The 26,521-nt window shown below is 67.7% G+C and carries 24 protein-coding genes and 2 tRNA genes; 13 read left to right on the plus strand and 13 right to left on the minus strand.

What is annotated here, in order from left to right:
• Positions 1–43: 43 nt before the first annotated feature.
• From AB0269_RS03895 to AB0269_RS03920, 6 genes are all read left to right on the plus strand, one after another.
• Positions 44–1,579 (plus strand): MFS transporter, encoded by a 1,536-nt coding sequence (locus AB0269_RS03895; protein ID WP_366209930.1) that lies wholly within the window; start codon positions 44–46, stop codon positions 1,577–1,579.
• 64 nt (positions 1,580–1,643) lie between these two features.
• Positions 1,644–2,693, plus strand: a complete 1,050-nt coding sequence (locus AB0269_RS03900; RefSeq protein WP_366209931.1) for a 3-isopropylmalate dehydrogenase — start codon at positions 1,644–1,646, stop codon at positions 2,691–2,693.
• Positions 2,694–2,738: 45 nt separating this feature from the next.
• Positions 2,739–3,833 (plus strand): branched-chain amino acid aminotransferase, encoded by a 1,095-nt coding sequence (locus AB0269_RS03905; protein ID WP_366209933.1) that lies wholly within the window; start codon positions 2,739–2,741, stop codon positions 3,831–3,833.
• A 193-nt stretch (positions 3,834–4,026) separates the two neighbouring features.
• The gene (locus AB0269_RS03910; protein ID WP_366209934.1) at positions 4,027–5,001 is read left to right on the plus strand and encodes a hypothetical protein; all 975 of its coding nucleotides are present in this window, start codon (positions 4,027–4,029) and stop codon (positions 4,999–5,001) included.
• 134 nt (positions 5,002–5,135) lie between these two features.
• Positions 5,136–5,918, plus strand: coding sequence for a fumarylacetoacetate hydrolase family protein (locus AB0269_RS03915; protein ID WP_366209935.1), 783 nt, complete (start codon positions 5,136–5,138; stop codon positions 5,916–5,918).
• Complete coding sequence (locus AB0269_RS03920; RefSeq protein ID WP_366209936.1) at positions 5,915–7,171, plus strand: MFS transporter; 1,257 nt, start codon at positions 5,915–5,917, stop codon at positions 7,169–7,171. The genes AB0269_RS03915 and AB0269_RS03920 overlap by 4 nt, the downstream gene beginning before the upstream one ends.
• Before the next feature lie 78 nt (positions 7,172–7,249).
• Here the strand turns inward: AB0269_RS03920 and AB0269_RS03925 are convergent, their stop codons facing one another.
• Positions 7,250–8,494 (minus strand): acyl-CoA dehydrogenase family protein, encoded by a 1,245-nt coding sequence (locus tag AB0269_RS03925; RefSeq protein ID WP_366209937.1) that lies wholly within the window; start codon positions 8,492–8,494, stop codon positions 7,250–7,252.
• 215 nt (positions 8,495–8,709) lie between these two features.
• On the opposite strand from AB0269_RS03925, the gene AB0269_RS03930 reads away from it, so the two are divergent.
• From AB0269_RS03930 to AB0269_RS03940, 3 genes are all read left to right on the plus strand, one after another.
• Complete coding sequence (locus AB0269_RS03930; RefSeq protein ID WP_366209938.1) at positions 8,710–9,480, plus strand: class I SAM-dependent methyltransferase; 771 nt, start codon at positions 8,710–8,712, stop codon at positions 9,478–9,480.
• Between the two features lie 31 nt (positions 9,481–9,511).
• Entirely contained in the window at positions 9,512–11,017 is a 1,506-nt protein-coding gene (gene gltX, locus AB0269_RS03935) for a glutamate--tRNA ligase (protein WP_366209939.1), read from the plus strand.
• A 94-nt stretch (positions 11,018–11,111) separates the two neighbouring features.
• Positions 11,112–11,183: transfer RNA gene (locus AB0269_RS03940), tRNA-Gln, on the plus strand.
• A gap of 211 nt (positions 11,184–11,394) precedes the next feature.
• On the opposite strand, the gene AB0269_RS03945 is transcribed toward AB0269_RS03940, so the two are convergent.
• Together AB0269_RS03945 and AB0269_RS03950 are read right to left on the minus strand one after the other, a co-directional pair.
• Positions 11,395–12,252 carry a 3-hydroxyacyl-CoA dehydrogenase gene (locus AB0269_RS03945; RefSeq protein WP_366209940.1) on the minus strand — a complete coding sequence of 286 codons (858 nt, stop codon included), beginning with the start codon at positions 12,250–12,252 and terminating at the stop codon, positions 11,395–11,397.
• Positions 12,249–12,698 (minus strand): MarR family winged helix-turn-helix transcriptional regulator, encoded by a 450-nt coding sequence (locus AB0269_RS03950; protein WP_366209942.1) that lies wholly within the window; start codon positions 12,696–12,698, stop codon positions 12,249–12,251. The genes AB0269_RS03945 and AB0269_RS03950 overlap by 4 nt, the downstream gene beginning before the upstream one ends.
• Before the next feature lie 96 nt (positions 12,699–12,794).
• Between AB0269_RS03950 and AB0269_RS03955 the strand changes: the two genes are divergently transcribed.
• Positions 12,795–13,778 (plus strand): DNA topoisomerase IB, encoded by a 984-nt coding sequence (locus tag AB0269_RS03955; RefSeq protein WP_366209944.1) that lies wholly within the window; start codon positions 12,795–12,797, stop codon positions 13,776–13,778.
• A gap of 3 nt (positions 13,779–13,781) precedes the next feature.
• Here the strand turns inward: AB0269_RS03955 and AB0269_RS03960 are convergent, their stop codons facing one another.
• Together AB0269_RS03960 and AB0269_RS03965 are read right to left on the minus strand one after the other, a co-directional pair.
• Positions 13,782–14,672 carry a M23 family metallopeptidase gene (locus AB0269_RS03960; protein WP_366209945.1) on the minus strand — a complete coding sequence of 297 codons (891 nt, stop codon included), beginning with the start codon at positions 14,670–14,672 and terminating at the stop codon, positions 13,782–13,784.
• 265 nt (positions 14,673–14,937) lie between these two features.
• Positions 14,938–15,141 carry a cold-shock protein gene (locus AB0269_RS03965; protein ID WP_175986543.1) on the minus strand — a complete coding sequence of 68 codons (204 nt, stop codon included), beginning with the start codon at positions 15,139–15,141 and terminating at the stop codon, positions 14,938–14,940.
• 187 nt (positions 15,142–15,328) lie between these two features.
• Between AB0269_RS03965 and pepN the strand changes: the two genes are divergently transcribed.
• Complete coding sequence (gene pepN / locus AB0269_RS03970; protein WP_366209947.1) at positions 15,329–17,815, plus strand: aminopeptidase N; 2,487 nt, start codon at positions 15,329–15,331, stop codon at positions 17,813–17,815.
• Here pepN and AB0269_RS03975 read toward each other — a convergent pair.
• Together AB0269_RS03975 and AB0269_RS03980 are read right to left on the minus strand one after the other, a co-directional pair.
• The gene (locus AB0269_RS03975) at positions 17,803–18,330 is read right to left on the minus strand and encodes a GNAT family N-acetyltransferase (protein WP_366209949.1); all 528 of its coding nucleotides are present in this window, start codon (positions 18,328–18,330) and stop codon (positions 17,803–17,805) included. The genes pepN and AB0269_RS03975 overlap by 13 nt on opposite strands.
• Positions 18,327–18,965, minus strand: coding sequence for an MBL fold metallo-hydrolase (locus AB0269_RS03980; RefSeq protein ID WP_366209950.1), 639 nt, complete (start codon positions 18,963–18,965; stop codon positions 18,327–18,329). Before AB0269_RS03980 ends, AB0269_RS03975 begins: the two co-directional genes overlap by 4 nt.
• 155 nt (positions 18,966–19,120) lie before the next feature.
• Here AB0269_RS03980 and AB0269_RS03985 point away from each other — a divergent pair.
• A tRNA-Glu gene (locus tag AB0269_RS03985) sits at positions 19,121–19,193 on the plus strand.
• Between the two features lie 56 nt (positions 19,194–19,249).
• Here AB0269_RS03985 and AB0269_RS03990 read toward each other — a convergent pair.
• The 6 genes from AB0269_RS03990 to AB0269_RS04015 all read right to left on the minus strand — a co-directional run bounded on the left by AB0269_RS03990 (position 19,250) and on the right by AB0269_RS04015 (position 25,147).
• Complete coding sequence (locus AB0269_RS03990) at positions 19,250–20,485, minus strand: MFS transporter (protein ID WP_366209951.1); 1,236 nt, start codon at positions 20,483–20,485, stop codon at positions 19,250–19,252.
• The gene (locus tag AB0269_RS03995) at positions 20,482–21,030 is read right to left on the minus strand and encodes a helix-turn-helix domain-containing protein (RefSeq protein WP_366209952.1); all 549 of its coding nucleotides are present in this window, start codon (positions 21,028–21,030) and stop codon (positions 20,482–20,484) included. Before AB0269_RS03995 ends, AB0269_RS03990 begins: the two co-directional genes overlap by 4 nt.
• A gap of 59 nt (positions 21,031–21,089) precedes the next feature.
• Entirely contained in the window at positions 21,090–22,199 is a 1,110-nt protein-coding gene (locus AB0269_RS04000) for a DUF4349 domain-containing protein (RefSeq protein ID WP_366209954.1), read from the minus strand.
• Positions 22,196–22,753, minus strand: a complete 558-nt coding sequence (locus AB0269_RS04005; RefSeq protein WP_366209955.1) for an RNA polymerase sigma factor — start codon at positions 22,751–22,753, stop codon at positions 22,196–22,198. Before AB0269_RS04005 ends, AB0269_RS04000 begins: the two co-directional genes overlap by 4 nt.
• 85 nt (positions 22,754–22,838) lie before the next feature.
• A complete protein-coding gene (locus tag AB0269_RS04010) occupies positions 22,839–24,158 on the minus strand; it encodes a hemolysin family protein (RefSeq protein WP_366209956.1) in 1,320 nt (439 codons plus the stop codon).
• Positions 24,158–25,147, minus strand: a complete 990-nt coding sequence (locus AB0269_RS04015) for a TerC family protein (protein WP_366209957.1) — start codon at positions 25,145–25,147, stop codon at positions 24,158–24,160. Before AB0269_RS04015 ends, AB0269_RS04010 begins: the two co-directional genes overlap by 1 nt.
• Before the next feature lie 342 nt (positions 25,148–25,489).
• Between AB0269_RS04015 and AB0269_RS04020 the strand changes: the two genes are divergently transcribed.
• Positions 25,490–26,479, plus strand: a complete 990-nt coding sequence (locus tag AB0269_RS04020) for a TerC/Alx family metal homeostasis membrane protein (protein WP_366209958.1) — start codon at positions 25,490–25,492, stop codon at positions 26,477–26,479.
• Positions 26,480–26,521: the final 42 nt, after the last annotated feature.

A 26,521-nucleotide genomic window follows, 5' to 3' on the forward strand; every position in this document is an offset into this window, starting at 1 on the left:
CAGCCGGACGGTTTAGTAACGGACACGGATGACAGGAACGAGTATGACGCAGACGGCGCCGATCGCGGTGACGACGACCGACGGCCCACGCGCGGGGGCGCGCGGCTGGTGGGCGCTGATCGTCCTGATGCTCCCCGTGCTGCTCGTGTCGGTGGACAACACCGTGCTGAGCTTCGCGCTGCCGGAGATCTCGCTCGCGCTCGCCCCGACCGGAGCGGAGCAGCTCTGGATCATCGACGCGTACCCGCTCGTGCTGGCGGGGCTGCTGGTGACGATGGGTACGCTGGGCGACCGCTTCGGCCGCCGCCGGATGCTCCTGATCGGTGCCACCGGGTTCGCCGCAGTGTCCGCACTGGCCGCCTTCGCGCCCACGGCAGGGCTGCTGATCGCGGCGCGCGTCCTGCTCGGCTTCTTCGGGGCCATGCTCATGCCGTCGACCCTGTCGCTGCTGCGGTCGATCTTCCAGAACCGCGATCAGCGCCGGATGGCGATCGCGGTGTGGGCGTCCGCGTTTTCGGCAGGGGCGGCACTCGGCCCGATCGTCGGGGGCTTCCTTCTCGAGCACTTCGCCTGGGGGTCGGTCTTCCTCATCGCCGTGCCCGTGCTGATCCCGCTCCTCATCGCGGCGCCGCTGCTCGTGCCGGAGAGCCGCGACCCCGCTCCGGGGCGCATCGACCCGATCAGCATCCTGCTCTCGATTGGTGCGATGGTGCCGATCGTGTACGCGATCAAGTTCGTCGCGGTCGAGGGGCCGACGCTCATCGCTGCCGCGTGCGTCGCGCTCGGCGTCGTGCTCGGCATCCTGTTCGTGCGGCGTCAGCTGCGCGCCAAGACGCCGATGCTCGACATGGCGCTGTTCCGGTGCGGCACGTTCTCGGGAGCCATTCTCGTGAACCTGCTCAGCGTCGTCGCGCTCGTGGGATTCCTGTACTTCGTGTCGCAGCATCTGCAGCTGGTCATCGGCCTCACCCCGATGATGGCGGGACTCGCGCTGGTGCCGGGGATGCTCGCGATGATCGTCGCCGGACTCGTCATCGTGCCGATCTCGCGCCGCGTACGGCCCTCCGTCGTGGTTCCCGCCGCCCTCGTGTTCTCGGTCGTGGGGTATCTGCTCGTCGCGTTCGCTTCCGACGAGCACGGCATCCTGGCGCTCGTGACCGCGTTCGTCGTGCTCGGCATCGGCATCGGCGCGGCGGAGACCATCTCGAACGAGCTGATCCTCTCGAGCGCACCGCCCGCGAAGGCGGGAGCCGCGAGCGCCGTCTCCGAGACCGCGTACGAGCTCGGAGCGGTCCTGGGTACCGCCGTGCTCGGCGGGATCATCACCGCGCTGTATCGCGGTGCGCTCGTGATTCCGCAGGGAGTCCCGGCGGAGATCGCGTCCGGCGCGCGTGAGACGCTCGCCGGCGCCTACGGTGCGGCGCACGAACTCGCGGAGCCGCTGCGCACGCAGCTTTGGGATGCTGCGGCATCCGCCTTCGAGTCCGGGATCACCCTCACCTCGCTGATCGGCGTCGGCCTCGTGGTGGCGGCGGGGGTCATCGCCGCTGTCACACTGCGCACGCCCCGTTCGCACTGACCAGTACGCTGGGGGGTACCCGCGCCGTCGTCGTGCCGCGGGGTTCCCGAGGCAAGGAGTGCGCATGTCGCGTGTCGTGAAGCTGGCCGTCATCCCCGGTGACGGCATCGGTCCCGAGGTCGTCGCCGAGGCGGAGAAGGTGCTCGACGCCGTCACCGCGCACAGCGACGTCGCCTTCGACAAGACCCGCTTCTCGCTCGGAGCCGCACGTTTCCTGGAGACCGGTGACACGCTGACCGACGAGGACCTCGACGCGATCAAGGCCAACGATGCGATCATCCTCGGCGCCGTGGGCGGAACGCCGGGCGACCCGGCTCTGAAGGCCGCGAACATCGAGCGCGGTCTTCTTCTCAGACTCCGGTTCACACTCGACCATTACGTCAACCTCCGTCCCTCGAAGCTCTATCCCGGTGCGGCCGGTCCGCTCGCCGACCCGGGCGACATCGACTTCGTCGTCGTCCGCGAGGGCACGGAGGGCCCGTACGTGGGCAACGGCGGCGCCATCCGTGTCGGAACCCCGCACGAGGTCGCCAACGAGACGAGCGTGAACACCGCGTACGGCGTCGAGCGCGTCGTGCGGTACGCGTTCGAGCTCGCCGAGCGCCGCCGTCAGAAGCTCACCCTGGTGCACAAGACGAACGTGCTCGTCCACGCAGGAGGCATGTGGCAGCGCATCGTGAACGAGGTGGCGGGGGAACACCCCGGCGTGGCCGTAGACTACTTGCACGTCGATGCGGCGACGATCTTCATGGTCAGCAACCCCAGCCGCTTCGACGTGATCGTCACCGACAACCTCTTCGGCGACATCCTCACGGATCTGGCAGGCGCCGTCACCGGTGGCATCGGCCTCGCCGCATCGGGCAACATCAACCCCGACGGCACGTTCCCCTCGATGTTCGAGCCCGTTCATGGTTCGGCGCCCGACATCGCAGGCCAGCAGAAAGCCGACCCCACGGCGGCGATCCTGTCCGTCGCCCTCCTGCTCGATCACCTCGGGCTCCGCGAGGAATCGGACCGCGTGACCAGCGCGGTCGAGGCGGACATCGCCGAACGGCTCGGCTCTCGAACCACCACTGAGGTGGGCGACGCCATCATCGCCCGGCTCCAGGCGTAACCTGGACGCACGCGAGCGCCGCCCGCAACGAACGCAGGATGTGACATGACAACGACCGAAACCGAACTCGCACCGCTCGAGTTCGCCGTGACCAAGAACCTCGCAGCGAAGTCCGCAGCAGAGCGCGAGGAGATCCTGAAGAACCCGGGCTTCGGCACGGCGTTCACCGACCACATGGTCGACGTGTGCTGGTCGGCGCGCGGCGGATGGCATCGTCCGCGCGTGCAGCCCTACGGCCCGATCGCACTCGACCCCGCCGCAGCCGTGCTGCACTACGGGCAGGAGATCTTCGAGGGGATCAAGGCCTACCGGCACGCAGACGGGTCGGTCCACACGTTCCGTCCCGACCAGAACGCCGCACGCCTGCAGCGCAGTGCGCGGCGCATGGCGCTGCCGGAGCTGCCCACCGAGTACTTCCTGCAGTCGATCCGCGAACTGATCGCCGTCGACGGTGCCTGGGTGCCGTCCGGGGAGGACCAGAGCCTGTACCTGCGGCCGTTCATGTTCGCGAAGGAGGCGTTCCTTGGCGTGCGCCCCGCGCAGAAGGTGGCCTACTACCTGATCGCGAGCCCGGCGGGTTCGTACTTCAAGGGCGGCGTGCAGCCGGTGCGCATCTGGCTGTCCGAGAACTACGCCCGCGCGGGCAAGGGCGGCACGGGTGCGGCCAAGACCGGCGGCAACTACGCGTCGAGCCTGCTGCCGCAGGCCGAGGCGTACGAGAAGGGCTGCGACCAGGTGGTCTTCCTCGACCAGGACGGCAATGTCGAGGAGCTCGGCGGAATGAACGTCGTGTTCGTGTACAAGGACGGCCGCATCGTCACCCCGGACTCCGACAGCATCCTCGAGGGCATCACCCGCAACTCGCTGCTGCAGCTCGCGGAGGACCGCGGCCACACTGTCGAGCGCCGGCCGGTGTCGCTCCAGGAATGGCGCGACGGCGTGGCTTCCGGCGACATCGTCGAGGTGTTCGCGTGCGGCACGGCGGCTGTCGTCACCCCGATCGGCGCTCTCGTAACCGCCGACGGCGAGGAGCCGCAGCCGTCCGGCGAGCTGGCGCTCTCGCTGCGCGAGGAGCTCACCGACATCCAGTACGGCCGCCGCGAGGACAAGCACGGCTGGCTCTACCGCCTGGACGCCTGACCCCTCCCGCAGTTTCACAGACCTCTCCTGGCCTACGAGACCCCGTCGTATTCACGTCGATACGACGGGGTCTCGTCGTTCCCGAGAGGTCTGTGAAGCATGACTCTCTCTGCACAGGCGGCCCGGGATGCCGGAACCCGGATCAAGCTGTGGAGGAACAGCACGAGGACCCGCGATCTGTGACGATCGCGGCATGCGGAAGAGAATCGACTTCGCCGAGGCAGCCGCTCTGCTGCGCACGCGTTCGGAACTGCTGGATGCCGGAATCACGGAGCGAGGTCTCGAATCTCTCGTGAACGCGGGGATGCTCGTCCGGGTTCACCGTGGGCAGTACGTCGATGGCCCGACATGGGACGCGCTGTGGGAGGAAGGGCGCCATCTGCTGCGCGCCATCGCCTTCGCACGCGTGAGCCCGGACGCCGTGTTCGCGCACGCATCGGCAGCTGCGCTGTGGGGATTGCCGTTGTACGGCGGACGCGACGACTTCGTGCACGTCCTGATCGCAGGAACGCGGCATTCTCGTCGTTCAGACGGGGTGATGAGGCACGCCCTCAAAGTGACGGCTGACGACATCGTGGTCAAGCACGGGTTGAGGTGCACATCGCTCGCACGCACCGTTTACGATCTGGCGCGGACGCTCTCGCCTGAGGCTGCGATCTCCGCCGGCGACGCAGCCCTCGGGCACGTCGCGGTGTCGCGACGCGTTCAGGATCAGGAGAAGGCAGCGGCATGGCGCGAGGAGCTGCGGATCATGGCCGCTTCACGGGCACGCGGAGCAAAGACTGCACGCTGGGTCGCCGCCTTCGCCGACGGGCGCGCGGAACTTCCGGGTGAGAGCGTCAGCCGGCTTCGGCTTCACACGCTCGGATTCCGGGATATAGCGCTGCAGGTCCACGTCGTCGGGTCGGCTGGGCGCGATTACTATCTGGACTTCGGATTCGGCGGATACCGTGTCTTCGGCGAGTTCGACGGTGATGCGAAGTACCTCGAACCCGATCTGCGTGCGACTCCGACGCCGCAGGACGCGGTGCTCGCCGAGAAGCAGCGCGAGGATGACGTGCGCGGTGTCACAGGTTGGGGTTTCGTTCGGTGGGGCCACAGCCACATCCGCACCGCCGAGACGCTCGGTGCTCGGCTCGCTGCCTTCGGCATTCTGCCTCCCGGCTGACGCGCGTCCCCCCCCCCGGCCCCACAGACCTCTCCTGGCCGACGAGACCCCGTCCTATCTACGTCGATACGACGGGGTCTCGTCGCTCCCGAGAGGTCTGTGAGGGGTGGGGGTGGCTTGAGTAGGCTGGGCAGGTGAAGATCGCCCGGTTCAGCCACAACGACGCCATCCAGTACGGGATCCTTGACGAGGACGAGCAGGAGCTGGTGGTCCTCGCCGGCGATCCGATGTTCGCCGGATTCGAGACGACGGGGGAGCGCGTCCCGCTCGCGGATGCCGCGCTTCTCGCTCCGGTGATCCCGCGTTCCAAGGTCGTCTGCGTCGGCAAGAACTACCACGACCACGCGGCCGAGATGGGCGGCACCGCGCCCGAGGAGCCGCTGCTCTTCCTCAAGCCCAACACAGCGGTGATCGGGCCCGGTGACACGATCGTGCGGCCGACCCTGTCGGAGCAGACCGACCACGAGGGCGAGCTGGCCGTCGTGATCGGACGCATCGCCAAGAACGTCACGGCCGAGAGGGCCCTCGACTACGTCTTCGGCTACACCGTCGCGAACGACGTCACCGCGCGCGACCTGCAGCGCAAGGACGGTCAGTGGACGCGCGGCAAGGGCTTCGACACGTTCTGCCCGCTGGGCCCCGTCATCGAGACCGAGTTCGACAATGCGGATGCCACGATCCAGACTCGCGTGAACGGCGAGGTGCGTCAGAGCGCTCCGCTGAGCGACATGATCCACTCGGTGGCCGACATCATCGAGTACGCCTCTGCCGTGTTCACACTGCTCCCGGGCGACGTCATCCTCACCGGAACGCCGGCGGGCGTCGGGCCCTTCGTCGCCGGCGACACCGTGGAGGTCGAGGTCTCCGGCATCGGCATCCTGCGCAACGCCGTGCGCGACGCGCTGCCCGTCGCATGACGATCCCCACCGCCGAGCAGCAGCAGGCGGTGCAGCGACGGACGGTCGCGATCCTCTCCGCCGGCCAGGTGCTCGGCGGCATCGCGTTCGGGGCGACAGTGTCTCTGGGCGCGCTGCTGGCCGCCGACATCTCCGGTGACGACGCGCTCTCGGGACTCGCCACGGCATCCGTCACGCTGGGAGCTGCGCTGTGCGCGATCCCGCTGGCGCGGCTCGCGACGAAGCTGGGGCGCCGACGGGCGCTGACCCTCGGCAACCTCTTCGCCCTGATCGGCATCGGGATCGTGATCCTCGCCGCCGCTCTCCGCGTGTTCCCGCTTCTCCTGGTCGGCATCGTGCTCATCGGCGCAGGAAACGCCGGGAACCTGCAGTCGCGATTCGCCGCGACCGATCTCGCCAGTCCGCGGCACCGCGGCCGAGACCTCTCGGTCGTCGTCTGGGCGACGACGGTCGGGGGAGTGGCTGGCCCGCTGCTGCTGGGGCCGGGCGAGGTCGTCGGGCAGGCGATCGGGATGCCGCCGCAGACCGGTTCCTACCTGTTCTCGCTGATCGCGCAGACTGCGGCGTTCGCGCTCTACGTCGTGGCCCTCCGCCCCGATCCGCTGCTGCTCGCCCAGCGCATCATGGCGGCCGGCGCCGACCAGAGCACGATCGAGGAACGGCAGGATCACCCGGTCGCGGCGCGCTACGCGATGTTCGCGATCGCGGCCTCGCACGTGACGATGGCCTCCGTCATGGCCATGACGCCGATCCATCTCGCGCACATGGCGCACGGGGCTCACGGCGGGCACGCGACGCCGGCGGACATCTCGTCGCTGGTCGGCGTCACGATCGCCATGCACGTCGCCGGGATGTACGCCCTGTCACCGGTGTTCGGCATCCTCGCCGACCGATGGGGACGCTTGCAGGTCGTCCTGCTCGGGCAGGGGCTGCTCGCCGCATCCCTGCTGTTCGCGATGTTCGTGAACGATCAGGCATGGGGTGTCATGGTCGCGCTGATCCTGCTCGGGCTGGGCTGGAGCGCAGCCACGGTCTCGGGTGCCGCGCTGCTCACCGAGGCGACCGCCCCGGCGCTGCGCACGCGGAGGCAGGGCCGCAGCGATTCCCTGATGAGCTTCTCGGCCGCGGGAGGTGCCGTGCTCGCGGGGCTGATCCTGTCGAACTTCCAGTACGGAGGACTGGCCGTGGCGGCATCCGTCCTGGTCATCGCGATCGTCGTCGCCTCGCCGCTGGGCCGGATGCGGACGGCATGACCGCCAGGATGCCGTGACGACCGGCGCCGCGCCACGAGGATCACCCGCGGCACGGCGCCGACCGTTGCATCCCGGAGCTCAGGTGTACCAGGTGGGCTCGGGGATATCGTTCAGCAGCACGTACTCGCCGACCTCGCGCTTCTTGTACGCGATGGGATCGTGCAGGCTGTGCGTGCGCAGGTTCCGCCAGAAGATGTCCAGTCCGACGCTGTTCGCCGACGCGCGCGCCCCCGTCAGCTCGTACACCCTCGTCGCGACCTCGAGGCCGTCGTCGACGATGCGGAGCTTGCCGGCGGCGATGCGCACCGCGATCTCGCCGCGCCGCCGCTCGCTGAGCTCCTCACGCGGAGCGTGCAGAACGGCACTGATCTCGGTGCCGGCGGCGTCGAGCAGCGCTTCGTCGGCCCAGAGCTTGGACTGCAGTGTTCCGTATCCCTCGAGCAGGTACCACTCCTCGGAGGCGTGCTGCTTGTCGTCACCGCCGTATGGCCACGGGCGCGTCGTGGACCGCGTGTACGCCGAAGCCGTCTCCAGGGCACCCTGCGCGATTCCGAGGTAGAAGTTCGCGAACACGAGCTGGATCGCCGGAACGTTCAGCGTGTTGTAGATCAGCGGCTGGAACACCCGGTCGACGAACCCGGCGGCCGACGCCCAGGGCACGCGCACGTCGCGGATTTGCACCGAGCCCGACTCCGTCAGACGCTGGCCGAGGCTGTCCCAGTCGTCGGCGAACACGATGCCGTCCTGAGCGGTGGGCACGATCGCGAAGATGTGGGTGTCCGTCCCTTCGAGCACACCCTCGAGGACGGTGAGGTCGGAGATCTGGCCACCGGTGGAGAACGACTTGTGGCCGGAGAACACCAGGTCGTCGCCGTCCTCGCGGATCACCAGGTCGGAGTCGCGCGGGTTGACGGCACCGCCGAAGAGGTAGTTGTTCGTCGTGTAGAGCTCCTCGACCGCCGCGATCTGCTCCTCGGTGGCGACCAGGCGAGCAGCCCACGCCCAGAGGTAGTGGTAGCCGAGCACCTGCCCGATCGATCCGTCTCCGCGCGCGACGGTGCGGATCACCTTGTACGCGGTCTCCCAGGTCTCGCCCGCGCCTCCGTGGGCCGTCGGCCCGAGCAGTGTGACGAGGCCGGCGGCCTTGAGCAGCCGCACCTCCGCGTACGGCGTCGCGCCGACGCGGTCGCGTTCGACGGCGTCGACAGCGAGGATGTCGGCCACCTCCTGTGCGCGTTCGAGCCAGTCGGTGCTGGTGCTCGGAGTCGCTGCGTCCTTCCATCGATCGGTGAGACCGTTGGTGACGGCATCCGTGATTGTCATGTTCTTGCCTTCCGTTGAGTGTTCGGCGGGTCAGGTCCATCGCGATTTCGGCCAGCGTAGGAAGCGGGCGCGCCCCGTGTCTCGTATGTGACCCACTGTGAGTTCCCGTGACCCCGGATGACCTCTCGTGACGTCCATGACGGGACGGCGGCGCCCGCGTAGGATCGGTTGGCGATGACGACCTCTGATCCCGCAGCGCGTCCGCTGCAGACGGCGTGAGCTCCTGGCGCGGCGTCGGCAGCGCGTACGCCGCCTCCTACGCCGACCTGTGCTCCGGGACGGCGGATGCGATCATCGACGTGCTGGGGCCGGCGCGCTCCCGTACTCTCCTCGATGTCGGGTCCGGGACGGGAGCGCTCGGCACCCTGCTCACGGACGCCGGCTGGACCGTTACGGGATGCGAGCCCGAGCAGACGATGCGTGAGGTCTCGGCGCTGCAGCATCCGGAGCTCGAGGTCCGCGACGGCGCCCTTCCGTCGTTGCCGTTCCCGAATGCCTCGTTCGATGCGGTGACCGCCAACTTCGTGCTCAATCACGTTCCTGATCCGCGCGCGTCGGCCGGCGAGATGGCCAGAGTCGCGAGGACCGCTGCGACGCTCGTCGCCACGATCTGGACGGTGTCCCCGTCGTGGTTCTGGGCAGCCGTCTGCGACCGCGCCGGCTTGACGCCGAGCGCAGGAGCGCGACTCCCGGCCGACAAGGACTTCGAGCGGTCCGCAGCAGGACTCGGCAGGATGCTGTCGGAGGGCGGCTGGAACGCGGTCGAGGTGTCGGAGATCAGTTGGGCATGGCATGCACCCGTCACTGCGCTGTGGGCATCCGCCGCTGGCGGTGTCGCGTCCGCCGGTGGGTTCTACCGCGCACTCGGTGCAGGCGATCGAGAACTTTTCCGGCAGGCGTTCGACGCGTACTGCGAGGAGAACGCCGAGGACGGCGCCGTCGTCCTCGAGCACACCGCGGCCGTGGCCGTCGGGCGGGCCCGGTGAGGAGCACGTGCACGCGTAGGATTGAAGGGCTATGGCTACCCCGCATCCCCTCACCACCACCGCCTCCAGTTCCGACGTCCGCGTCCGCTTCTGCCCGTCGCCGACGGGGCTCCCGCACGTCGGTCTGATCCGCACTGCGCTGTTCAACTGGGCGTACGCACGCCACAACGGCGGCAAGCTCGTCTTCCGCATCGAGGACACCGACGCCGCGCGCGACAGCGAGGAGAGCTACCAGCAACTGCTCGACGCGCTGCGCTGGATGGAGATCGACTGGGACGAGGGCGTCGAGGTCGGAGGGCCGCACGCTCCGTACCGGCAGTCGCAGCGCCATGACATCTATCGCGAGGTCATCGACAAGCTGCTCGCCGCAGGGGCCATCTACGAGAGCTTCTCCAACGCGGAGGAGATCGACGCCCGCAACGAGGCGAACGGCCGCGCCAAGCAGCTCGGCTACGACAACTACGACCGCGACCTCACCGACGAGCAGAAGGACGCCTTCCGCGCTGAGGGCCGCCAGCCCGCACTGCGACTGCGCGTGCCCGATGAGGACCTCACTTACGTCGACCTGATCCGCGGTGAGGTGACCTTCCCGGCCGGCTCCTTCCCCGACTTCGTGGTCGTCCGGCCCAACGGCATCCCGCTGTACACATTCGTCAACCCCGTCGACGACGCGCTCATGGGCATCACCCACGTGCTGCGCGGCGAGGACCTCATGCCGTCCACGGCCCGACAGCTCGCGCTCTACGCGGCATTGATCGACGCCGGGGTGACGACGTTCGTCCCGCGCTTCGCGCACATGCCGCTGGTACTGGGTGAGACCGGCAACAAGAAGCTCTCCAAGCGCGATCCGCAGGCCGACCTGTTCCTGCACCGCGAGCGCGGCTTCATTCACGAGGGGCTGCTGAACTATCTCGCACTTCTCGGCTGGTCGATCGGCCCCGACCGCGATGTGTTCTCGCTGGAGGAGTTCATCTCCGCGTTCGACATCGCCGATGTGAACCCGAACCCGGCGCGCTTCGACCAGAAGAAGGCCGAGTCGATCAACGGCGATCACATCCGGATGCTGGGGGAGAAGGACTTCGCCGAGCGCACGATCCCGTATCTCGCCGCGGCCGGCCTGTTCGACGAGCCCAGCCACGAGCAGCTCGTCCTGGCGTTCCGCGCAGCACCGCTCGTACAGGAGCGGGTGCAGCTGCTCGGCGACGTCCCCGGAATGCTCGGGTTCCTGTTCGTCGACGAGGTCTCCTACGACGCCGACGCGCTCAAGGGGCTGCCGGCCAACGCGGCCGAGGTGCTGGACGCCTGTGTGGCGGCCGTGGAGCCTGTCGACGAGTTCACGCCGGAGAAGATCCAGGATGCCCTTTCGAGCGCTCTCGTCGAGAATCTCGAGCTCAAGCCCCGTGTCGCCTACGGCCCGCCGCGCGTCGCGATCACCGGCCGCCGCGTCTCGCCGCCGCTGTTCGAGTCGATGGAGCTGCTCGGCAAGGACGAGTCGCTGCGGCGGTTGCGCGCCCTCGCGGATCACCTGCGCGGCTGACCGGCACGACGCGCCCGAGCCGTCCCTGGCGTTTTGGCGGCCTCGCCGAAGTCGGGTAGAGTAGTACCTCGGTGCGAAGCTCCGGTTTCGCCCTTGGGGTATGGTGTAATTGGCAACACGGCTGATTCTGGTTCAGTTGTTCTTGGTTCGAGTCCAGGTACCCCAGCAAGACAGATAGCCCCGGGATTCCGCTTCAAAACGGATCACCGGGGCTCTTGCGTTGGCGGGAGCGGATCGAACGATGTCCTCCGAAAACCTCCGGTGGCTGAGAAGGAGGCGCGCCGGTTGCTGCGAGGTAAGACGTCGGTCGATCGATGAAGCCCGGATCGCTGAGGAAGGTCAGTGATCCGGGCTTCGTCGTCAGTGCCGAGAGGGGCTCAGCTCTCCTTCGGGTATGTGTAGAACCCCTCGCCCGTGGCGACGCCGAGCTTGCCCTTGTCGATGTACTGCTCCTTCAGCAGCTTGGCGAACGCCTGCTGCTTCTCGCCGCCGACGCTCGAGATGTTGTAGGCGGTCGTGAGCCCGACGATGTCATAGATCTGGAACGGGCCGGCAGGCGCCCCCGTCCCGATACGCCAGGTGGCGTCGATCGCCTCAGGCTCGGCGATCCCGTCGACCAGGAGCTCGGCTGCGGCGTCGAGGAACGGCACGAGGAGCGAGTTCAGCAGGTAGCCGGACTTCTCCTTCTTGATGTCGATCGGAACCATGCCGATCTGCTCGGCGAAGGCGATGACGGCGGCGCGGACGTCCGGGGACGTCGCCGGCGTGCCCATTACCTCGGCCGTGTTGTGCGACCAGATCTCGTTCGCGAAGTGCAGAGCGAGGAAACGGTCCGGGCGTCCGGTCGAGTCGACGAGGTCGCTAGGCAGCAGGGTCGACGAGTTCGTCGCGAAGACGGTGGATTCCGGTGCCGCCTCGGCGAGCTTCCGATAGATGCCCTGCTTGAGCTCGAGGTTCTCCGGGACGGCTTCGATCACGAGATCCGCCGTCGAGGCAGCGTCCGTGAGGTCCGCGGTGAGTCGGATGCGTCTGACCGCGGCATCCGCCGCGCCGTCGGCAGCACCGGCGACACCCTCGGCCACGTACCGCTTGGCCAGCCCGGCGAATCGTTCCGCGGCGCGCTCAAGAGCTGCGTCATCGATGTCGTATGCCACGACATCGAAACCGTGGAACGCGGTCTGGAACGCGATCTGCGACCCGAGTACGCCCGTGCCGAGAACCGTGATGTTCTTCATGATCTCTCCTTCTTCGTCGCCCTTGTGGGGCTTTCCTGATTGAAACGCTCGAGATCGCGTGCGAAACGCGCGATCTCCGCATCCGACCATCCGGCCAGATGCTCGTCGATGACGCTCTGGAGCACTTTCAACGTCTCCCGGTAGGCGTGCTCTCCGGCTTCGGCGAGTTCCAGGGGGCGACCGCGCCCGCCGGAGTCCGATCTTTCTCGCACCAGGCCGAGTCTCATGAGCCCTGCGAGCTGCCGTGACACCGTGGAACGGTTGAGGCGGAAGTCCTGTGCGATGTCCGTGGAGCGGACGCCTGGCCGTTCGGCGATGTACCCGACGATCGACTGGTCGGTCATCGACAGCGGTGTGCCGCCGCTGCGGGCATCGGCCACTCCGCGCCGCGAGATCGTGACGAGCGAGCGAAGGATGCTGCTTCGGTCGAGCTCTACGTCGTTCATCTCGCACCTCCTGCTGTGTTGCTTAATGCAACGCTACGCTCTGCTGTTGCATTCCGCAACGGCAGGAACCCGGGCGGGAGCGTAAGCTTCGGCACTATGACCCCACGGCCCCGCCTCCCGATAACGCGCACCCATCGCGCGGGCGGCTTCGTCTACCGCGACGGACGGAAGACGATCAGCGCGAAGCGCGAGCTCGCGAGGATCGAGAAGCTTGCGATACCTCCGGCGTGGACGGACGTGAAGATCTCGCGGTCTTCGACCTCCAAGGTGCTCGCCAGAGGAATCGATGCCGCCGGCCGCACGCAGACGCTCTACGGGCCGGCCTTCCGCCGCAAGCAGGAGAGGGAGAAATTCGCGCGGATCCTGCGCTTCGCCCAGCGTCTGCCGCGGCTGCGTAAACAGGTGGAGAAGGACCTGCGGCGCCGTCACCTTGGAGAGGACAAGGTCGTCGCCTGTGTGGTCAAGCTGATCGACCAGGAGTTCTTCCGCGTCGGCAACCCCGAGTATGCGAGAAAGAACGGGCACTACGGCGTCACGACGCTCAGACGCAAGCACACCGATGTCACCTCCCGCAGGGTCACGTTCGACTATGTGGGCAAGAGCGGCAAACGTCAGGTGAAGACCGTTCGCGATCCGCAGCTCGTCCGCCTGCTCGCCCAGCTCGAGCGGATGCAGGGGCACGAGATCTTCCGATTCTTCGACGAGGACGGCATCATCCATGACGTCGACAGCAAGCGGGTGAACGCCTATGTCAAGCGCCACATGGGGGAGGAGTTCTCTGCGAAGGACTTCCGTACGTGGGGCGGCACGCTGCTCGCCACCTCTGCGCTCCTCGCGGTGGAGAGCGACGATGAGACCGCGGAAGCGACGATCATCCGCAATGTCGTTGCCGATGTCGCCGATCGGCTGGGCAATACCCCTGCGGTCACCAAGGACGCCTACATCGATCCCCGCCTGTTCGGCGCCTTCGAAGACGGAGTCACGATCCCCGAGGTGCGGGCGGCTATGTCGCGGATGCGTCCGCGCAAGCATCTCACGGTCGAGGAGCAGTGCGTGCTGCAGGTTCTCCGAAAGCGCTGAGATCTACTTCACGTTGGCCGACAGCCACGGCATCGGGTCGACCGGGGCGCTGTCGACGTGCACCTCGAAGTGCAGGCACGAACCGAACACGTACCCGGTGGAACCGACGTCGGCGAGGTAGTCGCCGGCCTGCACGCAGTCGCCGACCTCGACGGCGCGGCTGCCGTTGGTCATGTGCGAGTACACCGTGCTGACGGATCGACCGTCGACGATGCTCTCGATCTGGATCGTGACGCCGTAGCCCTGATAGCTCTCGGTGGAGCGCGACACGCAGCCGTCCATGGCGGCGCGGATCGGCGTTCCGACCGGGGCGGCGAAGTCCTGTCCGAGGTGGGAGCGTCCGGGGCGCGATGCGCCGAACCCGTCGGTGAAGGAGTAGGTGCCCGATGCCATCGGCATCATGATGTCGTCGGCGATCGGGATGTCGACGGCGCTGGCGAGCGGCATGCCGGCTGCGAGCGCAGCGGCGACGGCCTGAGAGCGGGTCTCCTCGATCTCCTGCGGGGTCGTCGCGGAGAAGTTGCCCCGAGGGGCGATCTCGGCACGGATCTCGTCCGTCGCGCTGTAGGTCTGGGCGTCGGCCTCGGCCGACGTGGTGACCCCGAGCGAAGTCGTCGCTGCGACGGACTCGGCGATCGGATTGAGTGCGGGGAGCGCTGCGCCGGTGATCATGCCGCCGACCGCGAGCGTCGCGCCGATCGCCTTGGCCTTCGCCCAGCGGCGAGGCGGACGCGGTGCGCGCTTCGGGGTGATGCGGGAAGCGGTGGGGGCGGCCGGAGCCGGGAGGGGCGCAACCTCAGGAGCCGAGGTTGCAGTGGATGCCGCTGCCGGTCGCGGCGCGCGGGGGATCTCGGGGATCAGGGCTTCGCGAGCTGCGGATTCGGGTCCGCTCATCGCAGGGTTCGCCTGGCGGCGCAGCTCCCGCCGCGACAGCGGGCGGGGCGTGCTGGAGTCTGTTGCCGAGGCGCGTTCGGGCGCGCTCTCGGGGGGTACTGAAGTCGTGAGGGATCCTTCCGGCGGAGCACAGCGGCTCGTCGTCGATCCCTTCGGGTGGGACCGTTACCGTTCTGTAATGTACGCGGTCGGCCGGTGGCGCGTCAAATCAATGGGCGAAGGCCCGCCCTCGCGAGATCGCGAGAACGGGCCTTCGAAGCGCGGTTCAGAGCGGGCGAATGTTCGTCGCCTGCGGGCCCTTGGGTCCCTGCTCCGTGTCGAACTCGACCTTCTGCGCCTCCTCGAGGTTGCGGTAGCCGGACGACTGGATCGCGCTGAAGTGCGCGAAGACGTCGGCAGAGCCGTCATCGGGAGCGATGAAGCCGTAGCCCTTGTCGGAGTTGAACCATTTGACGGTGCCAGTGGCCATGCTGTGTTTCCTTTGGTGTTCGGTGGGCCGATCATCGACCCGGTGGCCGCGTCCAGCAGATGCGGCGGTGTCAGAAACTCTCGAGAAGCGGCGAGAAACGCGGCGGTCAGGCCCGAGAGGGTGAGGTAGATGAAGGCGGACGAACATGCTCAGCCTAACGGATCAGCGCCCGTGAAACGATGGGGAGATGAGCTCAGCGAACCTGACCAGAGAAGAGACGGCCGCGCGATCCGCGAGCGTCACCGTGCGCGACGTGCGTGTGCACCTCGATCTGCGCGAGGCCAGAGACCCGCAGCGGACCGGATTCGGAACGCGCACGACCCTGACGTTCGACGCAGCCCATGCCGAGACCTGGATCGACTTCATCGGAGAAGACGTCCTCGCAGTCGCGGTCAACGGCGAGGAACAGCCCGTCCGCTACGACGGCTCCCGGATCGCGGTGAGCGGTCTCGGAGCATCCAACACCGTCGTCATCGACGCGATCGGCGCGTACTCCCGCTCCGGTGAAGGTCTGCACCGCTTCGTCGATCCCGTCGACGGCGAGACGTACCTCTACACGCAGTACGAGCCTGCCGACTCGCGGCGGGTCATGGCGTGCTTCGAGCAGCCCGACGTGAAGGCCTCCTACACGTTCGTGGTGCAGGCGCCTGCGGGCTGGGAGGTGCTGTCGAACCAGCGCGCCGTGACGGTCGTCGAGACCGACGGGTTCCAGACCGTCGAGTTCGCCCCGACGCTCCCGCTCTCCAGTTACATCACCTCTATCGCCGCGGGTCCGTATCACCGCGTCGACGCCGAATGGAAGCACGGCGACCAGACCATCGCGCTCGGGGTCCTGTGCCGGCCGTCGCTGGCGGAGTTCCTGGAAGCGGAGGAGATCATCGAGGTGACCCGGCAGGGGCTCGACTTCTTCACGGACGCGTTCGCGTACCCGTACCCGTGGGGCAAGTACGACCAGATCTTCGTGCCCGAGTACAACCTGGGTGCGATGGAGAACCCGGGCCTGGTCACCTTCACCGAGGCGTATCTGTCGCGAGGGGCTGCGACCGATGCTCAGCGCGGAGCGCGGGCGAACACGATCCTGCACGAGATGGCGCACATGTGGTTCGGCGACCTCGTCACGATGCGCTGGTGGGACGACCTGTGGCTCAAGGAGTCCTTCGCCGACTACATGGGCTCGCACGCCTCGGCCGCCGCCACCCGGTACACCGATGCCTGGGAGCGCTTCGCCGCGAACCGCAAGGCATGGGCGTACCAGCAGGATCAGCTGCCGACGACGCATCCGATCGTCGCGGACATCCACGATCTGGAAGCCGCCAAGCTCAACTTCGACGGCATCACGTACGCCAAGGGCGCCTCGGTGCTCAAGCAGCTCGTCGCGTTCGTGGGGGAGGCGCACTTCTTCGAGGGCGCGCGCCGGTACTTCTCAGCGCACGCGTTCGGGAACACGACGCTCGACGATCTGCTCGTGCAGCTCGAGGACGTCTCGGGTCGCGACGTGCGGGCCTGGTCGCGTGCCTGGCTGGAGACGAGCGGCATGTCGACCCTGTGGATCGAGGATGCCGGGAGTGAGCGCGTGCTCGTGCAGAGCGATCCGCGCCCGCACCGGTTGCGCATCGGCCTCTACGCCCTCGACGGCGGTGCGCTGGTGCGGCGCGAGAGCGTCGAGGTCGACATCGTCGACGAACGCACCCCCGTCCGCGTCGAGGGCGCCGATCTCGTGCTCATCAACGACGACGACCTCACGTACGCCAAGACCCGTCTGGACGCCCGTTCCGTGGCTGCCGTGGAGCAGGGACTGTCCACCCTCGACCCGCTTCCCCGTGCACTGGTCTGGTCGGCGCTGTGGAATGCCGCGCGCGACGGCGAGCTGTCGGTCGAGCGGTATCTGGCGATCGTGGCAGCGCACGCGCGGGCTGAGGAGAACATGGGCCTGCTGACCGGGGTGATCGCGAATGCCGCGTACTCGATCGGTCATTACCTGCCCGAAGGCGAGCGCAGCGCGCACCGCGCAGCTTGGCTCCAGGCGACGTGGGCGGCGTTGAACGGCGCGACGCCGGCGAGCGACGCGCAGCTCTCATGGGCACGGGCATTCGCCGCGGCATCCGCGTTCGACGCCTCTCGAGCGGGTGACGTGCGCGCGATCCTCGACGGGCAGGGCCCGGACGGACTGCGCATCGACCCCGATCTGCGCTGGGCTCTCCTGACGGCGCTCGCGACGACCGGGCAGGCGACCGGTGCCGACGTCGACGCCGAGCTCGCGCGGGATGCGACCGCGAGCGGGCGCACCGCCGCGATCCGCGCACGCGCGGCAGCACCGAGCAGGGCGGTGCGCGGCGCGGCCTGGGATGCCGCCTGGGATGACGAGTCGCTCACCAACGATCATCTGAGCGCAACGATCGACGGCGTCCGTGCCGGCGGGCGGCGCGATCTCATCGCCGACCGGGATGCCGACTACTTCGCGCGCATCCTCGGGGCCTGGCGCACCCGCAGCATCGAGCTCGCCCGTCGCCTCGTCGTCGGCCTGTTCCCGGCATCCGAGGATCTGGCCATGGTCGACGTCTGGCTCACCGAGAACGCGGATGCTCCTGGCGCCCTGCGCCGCCTGGTCATCGAGCAGCGGGACCACCTGGCGCGCGACCTCCGGGTCCGCGCGCTGCAGGCTCAGCTCGCCTGAGCCTCGACGGTCATGCCCATGACCGTGCGCACGATCCACGGGTGCGCACGGTCATCGGCGATATGGGTCATCCCGACATGCTCGGCCACGCGCCGCGAGGCGTCGTTGCGCGGATGGATGATCGCGGTGAGCAGCCCCGGTGCGAACTCGCGGCGGTACAGGTCGACGCACGCCGACGCGGCCTCCGACGCATAGCCGCGTCCTTGCCGATCGGCCCGCACGTGGTAGCCGACCTCACGGACGGCGATGCCGTTGTACGACTGCCAGGTGATGCCGCAGTCGCCGATGAACTCGCCGTCGTGGGTGTCGATGATCCAGAGACCGTGCCCGTCACTCGCGTAGCGCTCCTGCATGCCCTCGATCCACGCTCGGCTCTCCGAGCGCGACTTCGGGGCGGGGTAGAACCTCATCACGCCCGGGTCGCCGAGGAGAGCCGCCATCTGATCCAGATCCGCGAGCGTCATCTCGCGGAAGCGTAGTCGCGCGGTCGGCTCCGGCAGCAGACGGCGACTCACAGATCCAGCGCGTCGCCGGGATCGAGCTCGAAGAACTCCCCGCCGTTCTGCTCGGTCGCCCAGCGAAGGCGCTGGCGATGCATCGTCCGCCCGATCACCGAAAGGGTCATGTCGTGGACCCCGAACGCCCGTCGCGGCTTCACCGCGAGCACGAAGTCCATCGCCTCGCCGATCTTCAGCCACGGTGCACCGGCCGGTGCTGCGAGGGCATCGACCACGACGTCCTCGGGGACGGCGTACGAGTCCCCGGGGTAATAGAGCTCGTCGTTGACGAGGACGCCGACGTTCTGCACGAGCGGGATCGAGGAGTGGATGACGGCGTGCTCGCCGCCGAAGAACCGCAGCGTGAAGCGCCCTGCCGTGACGGTGTCGCCGGGGGCGACCACCGTGATCTCGTAGCCATCGGCCGCGGCCGCGACGCCCGCCGGTGCGAAGATCGGCGTGCCCGGTGCGGCACGCAGAATCCGATCGAGGTGCTCGGGCGTCCAGTGATCGGGATGCTCATGGGTCAGGACGACGGCGACGACGCTGGACAGATCGTCGAGCGGAGTCGTGAATGAACCGGGATCGATGAGGAGACTGTCGCCGGACTCGTCGATGCGGAGGGCGGCATGTTCGTGCTTCGTTACGCGCATAGGCTGAGTCAACTCCTCTCCGGCGCCGTCGGCAAACGCCGCGCACGGCGGGACGCGCCCGGGATCCGCGCGGCATCGGCCCCGATTTGGCGGAGCGGAAAACCTCATGGCATACTTGAACGGTTGTCGCGGGACGGAAACGCTCCGCAAGACCTGGCCCCATCGTATAGCGGCCTAGTACGCCGCCCTCTCACGGCGGTAACGCGGGTTCGAATCCCGCTGGGGTCACAACACGGAAAACCCCCGGCTCAGCCGGGGGTTTTCGCGTATCCGGGGTCGCCGGGCTACTCGGCCCGCAGCGTCATCGTGCGGAACTGCGGATTGCTCAGCGGGACGATCATCATCCCCATCAGCGCCAGGCCGAACACGACGAAGGCGATCCAGGTCGCGGTCGCCGCGGCCAGTGCGCCGAACGCGGCCATTGCCAGGGGCATGAGCACATCGTCTCCGAGGCGTGTGAGGGCACTCATCCGCCCCAGGTACGCGGTGTCGATCGTCGCGACGAAGGTCGCGCTGAGCAGCACCGAGGCGAAGCCGGCGGTCAGACCGATGACGAGGCTTCCCACCCCGGTCAGCCACAGCGGACCGATGCCGATGAGGATGATCCCGGCGCCCTGCACGACGAGCGCCCAGAAGCCGCCCAGCGCCTCGCGTCGGGGTCGCCACCTGGCGACGCCCACGGCGCCGAGCGCGGCTCCGAGCCCGATCAGGCCCTCGAGCACGCCGACGGCCTGGGCGCCCCAGCCCTCGCCGTGCGCCCGCAGTGCGATGCCGATCCCGGTCGCAGGGCCCACCGCGAGGTTCAACCCGGAGAGGGCGATGACGAGCGTGCGAGTCGTGGGGGCATCACCCAGGTGGGTGAACCCGCGCAGGATGCCGCGCAGCGCCGATTCCCGGTCGGCGCGCGCCAGAGCGAACCGCGGGCGCAGCCAGATCGCGATGAACGCGATCACGAGGGCGAAGGTGACGGCGTTGATCGACGCGCTTCCGGCGATGCCGGCGTAGGCGACCAGGAACCCGCCCGCGGCGGCACCGCCCATGGTTCCCAACCGCGTGGCGGTCTGCATGACGGCGCTGTACGACGGCAGATCCGCGGTGCGCACGAGCTGGCGCCCGATGGTCGCGGCGGATGGCTCGTAGAACGCGTCGCATGCGCCGAACGCGACGGCGGCGAGGAGCAGTACGAGGACTGTCGGCGGATGCGCCAGCACCCACAGCGCGACGCCGACCAGCACGGCGACCCGCGCCGCGTTGAAGACGATCATGACGCGCCGGGCATCGGCGCGGTCGGCGAGCACTCCACCGAAGAGGAGGATGAGCGCTCGCGGAACCGTGCCCGCCGCGACGATGAGCCCGGCGATGGCGGGTGAGGCGATCTGCACAGCGGTCCAGGCCAGCGCGATGCTCCAGATCGCGTCGCCGGCATCGGAGAGCGCCTTGACGACGATCCAGGAATGCACGCGGATGTCGTACGAGAACCGGGGCGGTTCGCGCAGCAGGGTCGGCTCGGTCGCGGTCATGGTGCTGTCGGGAATCCGTGTGCGAACACGAAGACGGGGCGGCGCTCGGTACCGTCTTCGGTGTCGATCGCGCGCCGCCAGGTGTCGATGGTCTCGGACACGGCCGCGGACAGTGCGGCGAGCTCGTCCGCAGAGGCCCAGGTGAGCGTATCGGTGCTGAACGCCCCTCGGCTCCAGGCGGGATCGGCATTGCCGCTGCGGTGCCAGGCGGAGAGGCGCCCGATCTGCGTGTTGATATTGGCGCGCTCCGCACTGCGGGCGAGCATCGCGTCGGAGGGCGAGTCGGCGAAGTCGTCGACGGACCACCGGAAGCTGGTCTTGGACTGCTGCCACCAGCTCGTGCGCTTGTCGCCGGTCGGGTCGTCGACCCGCTCGACGATCTCGGCGCGCTCCAACATGCGCAGATGGTGGCTGATGCTGCCGACCTGCTGCTCGAGAGCACGGGCCAGTGTGGTCACCTGACTCGCGCCGTACAGGCCGAGATAGTCCACGATGCGCCGCCGCAACGGGTGATGGACGGCGGTGATCGCCTCGATCGGTTCCATGCCGTCCACGCTAAGCGCGCGGCATGATTCTCACAAGACTTCTTGTATACCCCGGAAAATCAAGGAACTTCAGGGTTCGATCGACGGTTGCGTCGGCGGATGACCCACCAGACCACGAGGGCGATGATGCCGGCGACGGCGAGCCAGGGGAGCAGGAATCCGACCGCGATCACGAGCGCGTTCAGCGAGACGATCAGCCCGTTCCAGCCCGCGAGCAGCCCGTCGCCGAACCCGGCCGGCTGAGCGGGCTCGACCGTGGTGGTCCTGGTCAACTGCACCTGCAGCGATGACATGGCCACCTGATCCTCGAGCGCGGCGAGCTGCTGCGTGTACGACTCCAGTTCCGCCTGCCGGTCGGTGAGCGCGACCTCGGCGTCGATGAGCTCTGAGACCGAACCGGACTGCGACATCAGCTCTGTCAGTCGGTCGACCGACGCTTGAGTCGCCTTGACGCGCGCACGCAGATCGATGGCCGCCGAAGTGACGTCCTGCTTCGCGGTGGAAGACGACAGCACCGTGCCCGCATCGGCCAGGGAGGCGATCACCTCGGTGAGATCCTCGGCGGGCACGCGGATGCTGACCCACCCGTACTCGCCATCCGGTGCCGGCATGCTCGCATCATCGGACGTGCTCCCATCCGTCGACAGACCGGATGCCGACAGGTTCGTGGCCTCGACGTAGCCGCCGTGCTCGTCCGCGAGGTCCGCGATCTCCTCCGCGGCAGATGCGATGTCCTTCACCCGAACCGTCGCCTGCGCGCTGGCGATGATCTCCCGTCCGCTTTCCTCGGCGCTGGCCGCGACATCCATCGATGCACCCTCTGGCACCGCCATGCCGGCGCTGTCGCCGGACGACATGTCTGCCGCGCCTCCGGCCGAGCCGTCCGAGACGAACGACGTGGCTTCCTCTGAACTCCCCGCCGTGGTGTTCGTGACGTTGAGCAGCGGTGGGGTGATCATGACGCCGACGACGAAGGCCGCGGCGATGCCGGCGGCGGTCAGCCATCCGCGGCGACGTGTGCGACGCCTCGACGGCACAGCGGCAGCGGGAGCCGCGGGTGACCGGTCGGCGGCGATCTCGGACAGCACCGCCTTCTCGATCCTGTCGATGCTCGCCTGGGGCAGCTCCGGCAGCTCGGCCGCGGAACCCGCGGGAATCCGATCGTTCATGCGTCTCTCACTTCCTCGACGGCGCCCCGCAACTGGGAGCGCACCCGTGAGAGACGGTTCCGAACGGCACCCACAGTGACGCCGAGTTCATCCGCCGCGGCCTGATACGCGTAGCCCTCTGAGGCGCACAGGCGGAAGATCTCCCGATCGATCTCGCTGAGCGTGCCGATCTCCTCGGCGATGCGTTCTGCGAGTGCGGCGGTGATCACCTGATCCTCCACGTCCACGGTGTCGGCGATGCTCTCGTCGGGAGCCTCCGTCGTGTGAGCCTGCTCGTGCCGGCGCCTGCGCATCCGATTGGCGGTCTGGAAGCGGCAGATCGTCGCCAGCCACGGCAGCAACGACTCGCCGCTGAGCTCCAGGCCGGGAAGCTTCCGCCACGCCGTGACGAACGTCTCCTGGGTCACGTCCTCCGCGTCCGCGGGGGAGCGCAGGATGCCGTGCGCGATCCAGTACACCGGACGCACGTGCTCGCGGTACAGCGTGCGGAAGGCGCTCTCGTCGCCCGCCGCGGCTCGTGCTGCGAGATCCTGATCCTCAGAACGCTCCGACATCCGGTTCCCTTCGGTGTCTCTCACAGGAGAGTGTCGCGAGATGCCTCATCGTCTCAGAAATCTCCGGCGCGAGCAGTATCCGTGATCATCCCCCTCGAGGACTCGAGGAGTCGGCCTCCGCGGCTCGGTCGTCGCCGGATTCCTCGTGCAGGGTGACCCGCACTCCGGCGATGCGTCTGCGATCCAGTGATGTCACCTGGATCGTCGCGCCGGGTACGTCGATCGCGTCGCCGACGGCGGCGAGCCGCCCCAATCGCTCTGTGACGAAGCCCGCGATCGTGTCGGACGCTCCCTGGGGGAGGACCAGTCCGGTCGCCTCTTCGAAGTCCTGACGGTTCAGACGCCCGTCGACGATGCCGCCGGCTGTCGTCGGATCCGCGGCGGTGTCGTACTCGTCGAAGATCTCGCCGACGACCTCTTCGACGACATCCTCGAGCGTGACGATCCCGTCCGTTCCGCCGTATTCGTCGACGACGACGCCGATGTGATGTCCGTCTGCGCGCATGCGGGTGAGGGTCGGCAGGACGCGGGCCGTCGACGGGAGATAGCAGATCGGACGCATGAGGCTCACCAGGGGACGCGCCGGATCCACGGCAGCGGCCTCGAGCAGGTCACGGACGTGGACGAACCCCACGATGTCGTCGATCGACTTGTCGGCGACGGGATACCGCGAGAACGGGAGGTCCTTGACCTGGGCGACGGCATCCGCGATCGTCGCCGCCTCGTCGAGTGCCACGACTTCAGGACGAGGGCGCATGACCTCGCTGATCTGGCGTCCGCGGAGCGAGAGGACGTCGTCCAGGATGCGCCGCTCATCGTCGGGGATGCCCTGCTGCGTCGCGACGATGTCCCGGAACTCCTCCTCGCTCAGCTCGTCGACGGTCTTGTGCGGGTCTCCGCCGAGCAGACGCACGAGCGCGTTCGTGGAGACCGAGAGCAGCCAGATCACAGGGCGGACGACCGTGGCGAACCCGTCGAGGACGGGGGCGACCGCATACGCGAACTCCGCGTTGCGCTGAATGGCCAGACGCTTCGGAACGAGTTCGCCGAGGACGGGTGAGAGGTACGCGATGAGGAGCGTCAGCGCGATCGTCGCGGTGGTCGCCGCGAACTGCTCGGACAGACCCCAATGCATGAGCAGCGGCACGACCGATGGTGCGATCGAGGTCGCACCGTAGGCGGCCGAGGCGAATCCGGCGACCGTGACCCCGATCTGCACGGCGGACAGGAACGTGTTCGGATTGCGGGCGAGCGAGGCGACCTTAGAGCCGCGACGCCCTCGCGCCGCGATCGTGTTGATCTGACTCTCCCGCAGGGTGACCAACGCCATCTCGGTCGCGGCGAACACGCCGCCCACCAGGACGAAGACGATGACGAGCGCGATGTTCCAGAGCAGCCCGTCCATCAGCGGACGGCATCGACGGATCGGCGAGCGTCCGTGCGGGTCTTCAGCAGGCTGGCTGTGGTGGCGACGGCGATCGTCAGTCCGATGAACAGCAGCGAGAACCAGATCGGGATCTCGGGCGCCCAGAGCATCGGCTGGCCGCCGTTGATGAAGGGAACCTCGTTCACGTGCATCGCGTGGAACACGAGCTTGACGCCGATGAAGGCGAGGATCACCGCGAGTCCCTGCGCGAGGTAGACCAGGCGCTCGAGCAGGCCGCCGATGAGGAAGTACAGCTGACGCAGCCCCATGAGAGCGAACGCGTTCGCAGTGAAGACGATGTACGCCTCCTCGGTCAGACCGTAGATCGCAGGGATGGAGTCGAAGGCGAAGACGAGGTCGATGAATCCGATCGCGACGATGGTCAGCAGCATCGGCGTCACCCAGCGCTTGCCATCCTTCTTCACCGTGAGCCTGTCGCCGTGGTACTCGTCGGCCACCGGCAGCACTCTGCGGACCAGCCTCATGAACCAGTTGTCGGTCGGGTCGCTTTCGCCATGGCTGAACGCCTGCCGATACGCGAGCACCAGCAGCAGCGCACCGAACAGGTAGAACACCCAGGCGCCGCTCTCGATGAGCGTGGCACCGAGGGCGATGAAGATGCCGCGCATGATGAGTGCGATCACGATGCCGATCATCAGCACCTTCTGCTGATACATCTTCGGCACGGCGAACCCGGTCATCACGATGAGGAAGACGAAGAGGTTGTCGATCGACAGCGCCTTCTCGGTGAGATACCCGGCGAAGTACTCGCCTCCGTACGTCCACCCCGACATCAGACCGATGCCGACGCCGAAGAGCAGGGCGAGCGAGATGTAGAAGACCGACCAGCGGGCGGATTCTCCGATGGTCGGCTCGTGCGGCTTGCGCACGTGCGCGAAGAACTCGTAGACGAAGAACGCGATCGTGACCGCGATCGTGACGCCCCAGACGAAGGGGGTGATGTTCAAGAAAAGCTCCAATACCTGGCGTGACGGAATCACTGCCAAGGTCTTCTCCATTCCCGATCGGGAACCGGTGACCCGGGATGCGACGTGCATCCGTATTGACGAGCCGACCGTGTCGGAGTACTCCCCTTGCTGCATCCAGATTACACGACCGCGCCGGGTGACCGCGCAACGCGTTCATCGTCCGGATCCTCGACTACCATCGACTGAGCGAGAGGGAGTATCCCGGATCTCCGCGTTCGTCATCACGAGCAACGACAGTGTTGTTCCGGGCGCGGGCCGCGTATTGTGCGGGGGAGAGACTTTCGAACCTTCATCGACCCTCTCGAAAGGTGCAGCACGCCCTTGAACATCCCGGTTTGGTTCGAGATCACGGCGCTCGTGGTCCTGTCCGTCATCCTCCTCGCCGACCTGCTTCTGATCCTCAAGCGTCCGCACATCCCGTCGACGAAGGAATCCAGCCTCTGGGTCGCCTTCTACGTCACGCTCGCGCTCATCTTCGCTGCCGTGCTCTTCTTCGTCGGCGACTCGAAGACGTCCCTGGACTTCCTCACGGGCTGGGCCATGGAGTACAGCCTCTCCATCGACAACCTGTTCGTGTTCGTGCTGATCATGACGCAGTTCTCGGTGCCGCGGCGGTACCAGCAGGAAGCGCTCATGGTCGGCATCATCATCGCCCTGGTGCTGCGTGCGATCTTCATCATCATCGTCGGAGCGGCCGTCGAGCACCTCAGCCCGATCTTCTACCTGTTCGGCGCGTTCCTCGTGTTCACCGCCATCCGCCAGGCCATGCCGGAGAAGCACGAGGACGACAAGCAGACCGAGGGCTTCATCGTGCGGATGCTGCGCCGCGGAATCGACATCAGCGACGACTACGACGGCGCGAAGATCCGGACCGTGGTGAACGGCAAGAAGATGTGGACGCCGATGCTCATCGTCTTCGTCGCGCTCGGCGTCACCGACCTCATGTTCGCCGTCGATTCGATCCCCGCCATCTTCGGGGTGACGCAGGACCCCTTCATCGTCTTCACGGCGAACCTGTTCGCGCTGATGGGTCTGCGCCAGCTCTACTTCCTCCTCGGCGACCTGCTCGAGAAGCTCAAGTACCTGCACTACGGCGTCGCGTTCATCCTCGGATTCATCGGTGTGAAGCTGATCCTGCACGCCATGCACGAGAACGAGCTGCCCTTCATCAACGGAGGACACCCGATCGAATGGGCGCCCGACATCAACAACTGGGTCTCGCTCGGCGTCATCTTCGCGTCGATGGCGGTGGCGACGATCGCAAGCCTGGTCTCCTCGTCGCGTGAGAAGCGCGCTGCTCTCAACCAGTGAGCGGACGGACCACCCGTCGCCGGCGTGTAAACTGACCGACAT

The sequence above is a fragment of the Microbacterium sp. NPDC077644 genome (genome assembly GCF_040702785.1).
GTDB lineage: Bacteria > Actinomycetota > Actinomycetes > Actinomycetales > Microbacteriaceae > Microbacterium.

What these genes read in the sequence shown, in the direction of transcription:
- AB0269_RS03995 (WP_366209952.1), bottom strand. Translation starts at nt 21,030, where the DNA reads ATGGAACCGATCGAGGCGATCACCGCCGTCCATCACCCGTTGCGGCGG.
- AB0269_RS03905 (WP_366209933.1), top strand. Translation starts at nt 2,739, where the DNA reads ATGACAACGACCGAAACCGAACTCGCACCGCTCGAGTTCGCCGTGACC.
- AB0269_RS03920 (WP_366209936.1), top strand. Translation starts at nt 5,915, where the DNA reads ATGACGATCCCCACCGCCGAGCAGCAGCAGGCGGTGCAGCGACGGACG.
- AB0269_RS03910 (WP_366209934.1), top strand. Translation starts at nt 4,027, where the DNA reads ATGCGGAAGAGAATCGACTTCGCCGAGGCAGCCGCTCTGCTGCGCACG.
- AB0269_RS04010 (WP_366209956.1), bottom strand. Translation starts at nt 24,158, where the DNA reads ATGGACGGGCTGCTCTGGAACATCGCGCTCGTCATCGTCTTCGTCCTG.
- AB0269_RS03960 (WP_366209945.1), bottom strand. Translation starts at nt 14,672, where the DNA reads ATGAGCGGACCCGAATCCGCAGCTCGCGAAGCCCTGATCCCCGAGATC.
- AB0269_RS03980 (WP_366209950.1), bottom strand. Translation starts at nt 18,965, where the DNA reads ATGCGCGTAACGAAGCACGAACATGCCGCCCTCCGCATCGACGAGTCC.
- AB0269_RS03990 (WP_366209951.1), bottom strand. Translation starts at nt 20,485, where the DNA reads ATGACCGCGACCGAGCCGACCCTGCTGCGCGAACCGCCCCGGTTCTCG.
- pepN (WP_366209947.1), top strand. Translation starts at nt 15,329, where the DNA reads ATGAGCTCAGCGAACCTGACCAGAGAAGAGACGGCCGCGCGATCCGCG.
- AB0269_RS03965 (WP_175986543.1), bottom strand. Translation starts at nt 15,141, where the DNA reads ATGGCCACTGGCACCGTCAAATGGTTCAACTCCGACAAGGGCTACGGC.
- gltX (WP_366209939.1), top strand. Translation starts at nt 9,512, where the DNA reads ATGGCTACCCCGCATCCCCTCACCACCACCGCCTCCAGTTCCGACGTC.
- AB0269_RS03945 (WP_366209940.1), bottom strand. Translation starts at nt 12,252, where the DNA reads ATGAAGAACATCACGGTTCTCGGCACGGGCGTACTCGGGTCGCAGATC.
- AB0269_RS04000 (WP_366209954.1), bottom strand. Translation starts at nt 22,199, where the DNA reads ATGAACGATCGGATTCCCGCGGGTTCCGCGGCCGAGCTGCCGGAGCTG.
- AB0269_RS03955 (WP_366209944.1), top strand. Translation starts at nt 12,795, where the DNA reads ATGACCCCACGGCCCCGCCTCCCGATAACGCGCACCCATCGCGCGGGC.
- AB0269_RS03895 (WP_366209930.1), top strand. Translation starts at nt 44, where the DNA reads ATGACGCAGACGGCGCCGATCGCGGTGACGACGACCGACGGCCCACGC.
- AB0269_RS03900 (WP_366209931.1), top strand. Translation starts at nt 1,644, where the DNA reads ATGTCGCGTGTCGTGAAGCTGGCCGTCATCCCCGGTGACGGCATCGGT.
- AB0269_RS04005 (WP_366209955.1), bottom strand. Translation starts at nt 22,753, where the DNA reads ATGTCGGAGCGTTCTGAGGATCAGGATCTCGCAGCACGAGCCGCGGCG.
- AB0269_RS03925 (WP_366209937.1), bottom strand. Translation starts at nt 8,494, where the DNA reads ATGACAATCACGGATGCCGTCACCAACGGTCTCACCGATCGATGGAAG.
- AB0269_RS03950 (WP_366209942.1), bottom strand. Translation starts at nt 12,698, where the DNA reads ATGAACGACGTAGAGCTCGACCGAAGCAGCATCCTTCGCTCGCTCGTC.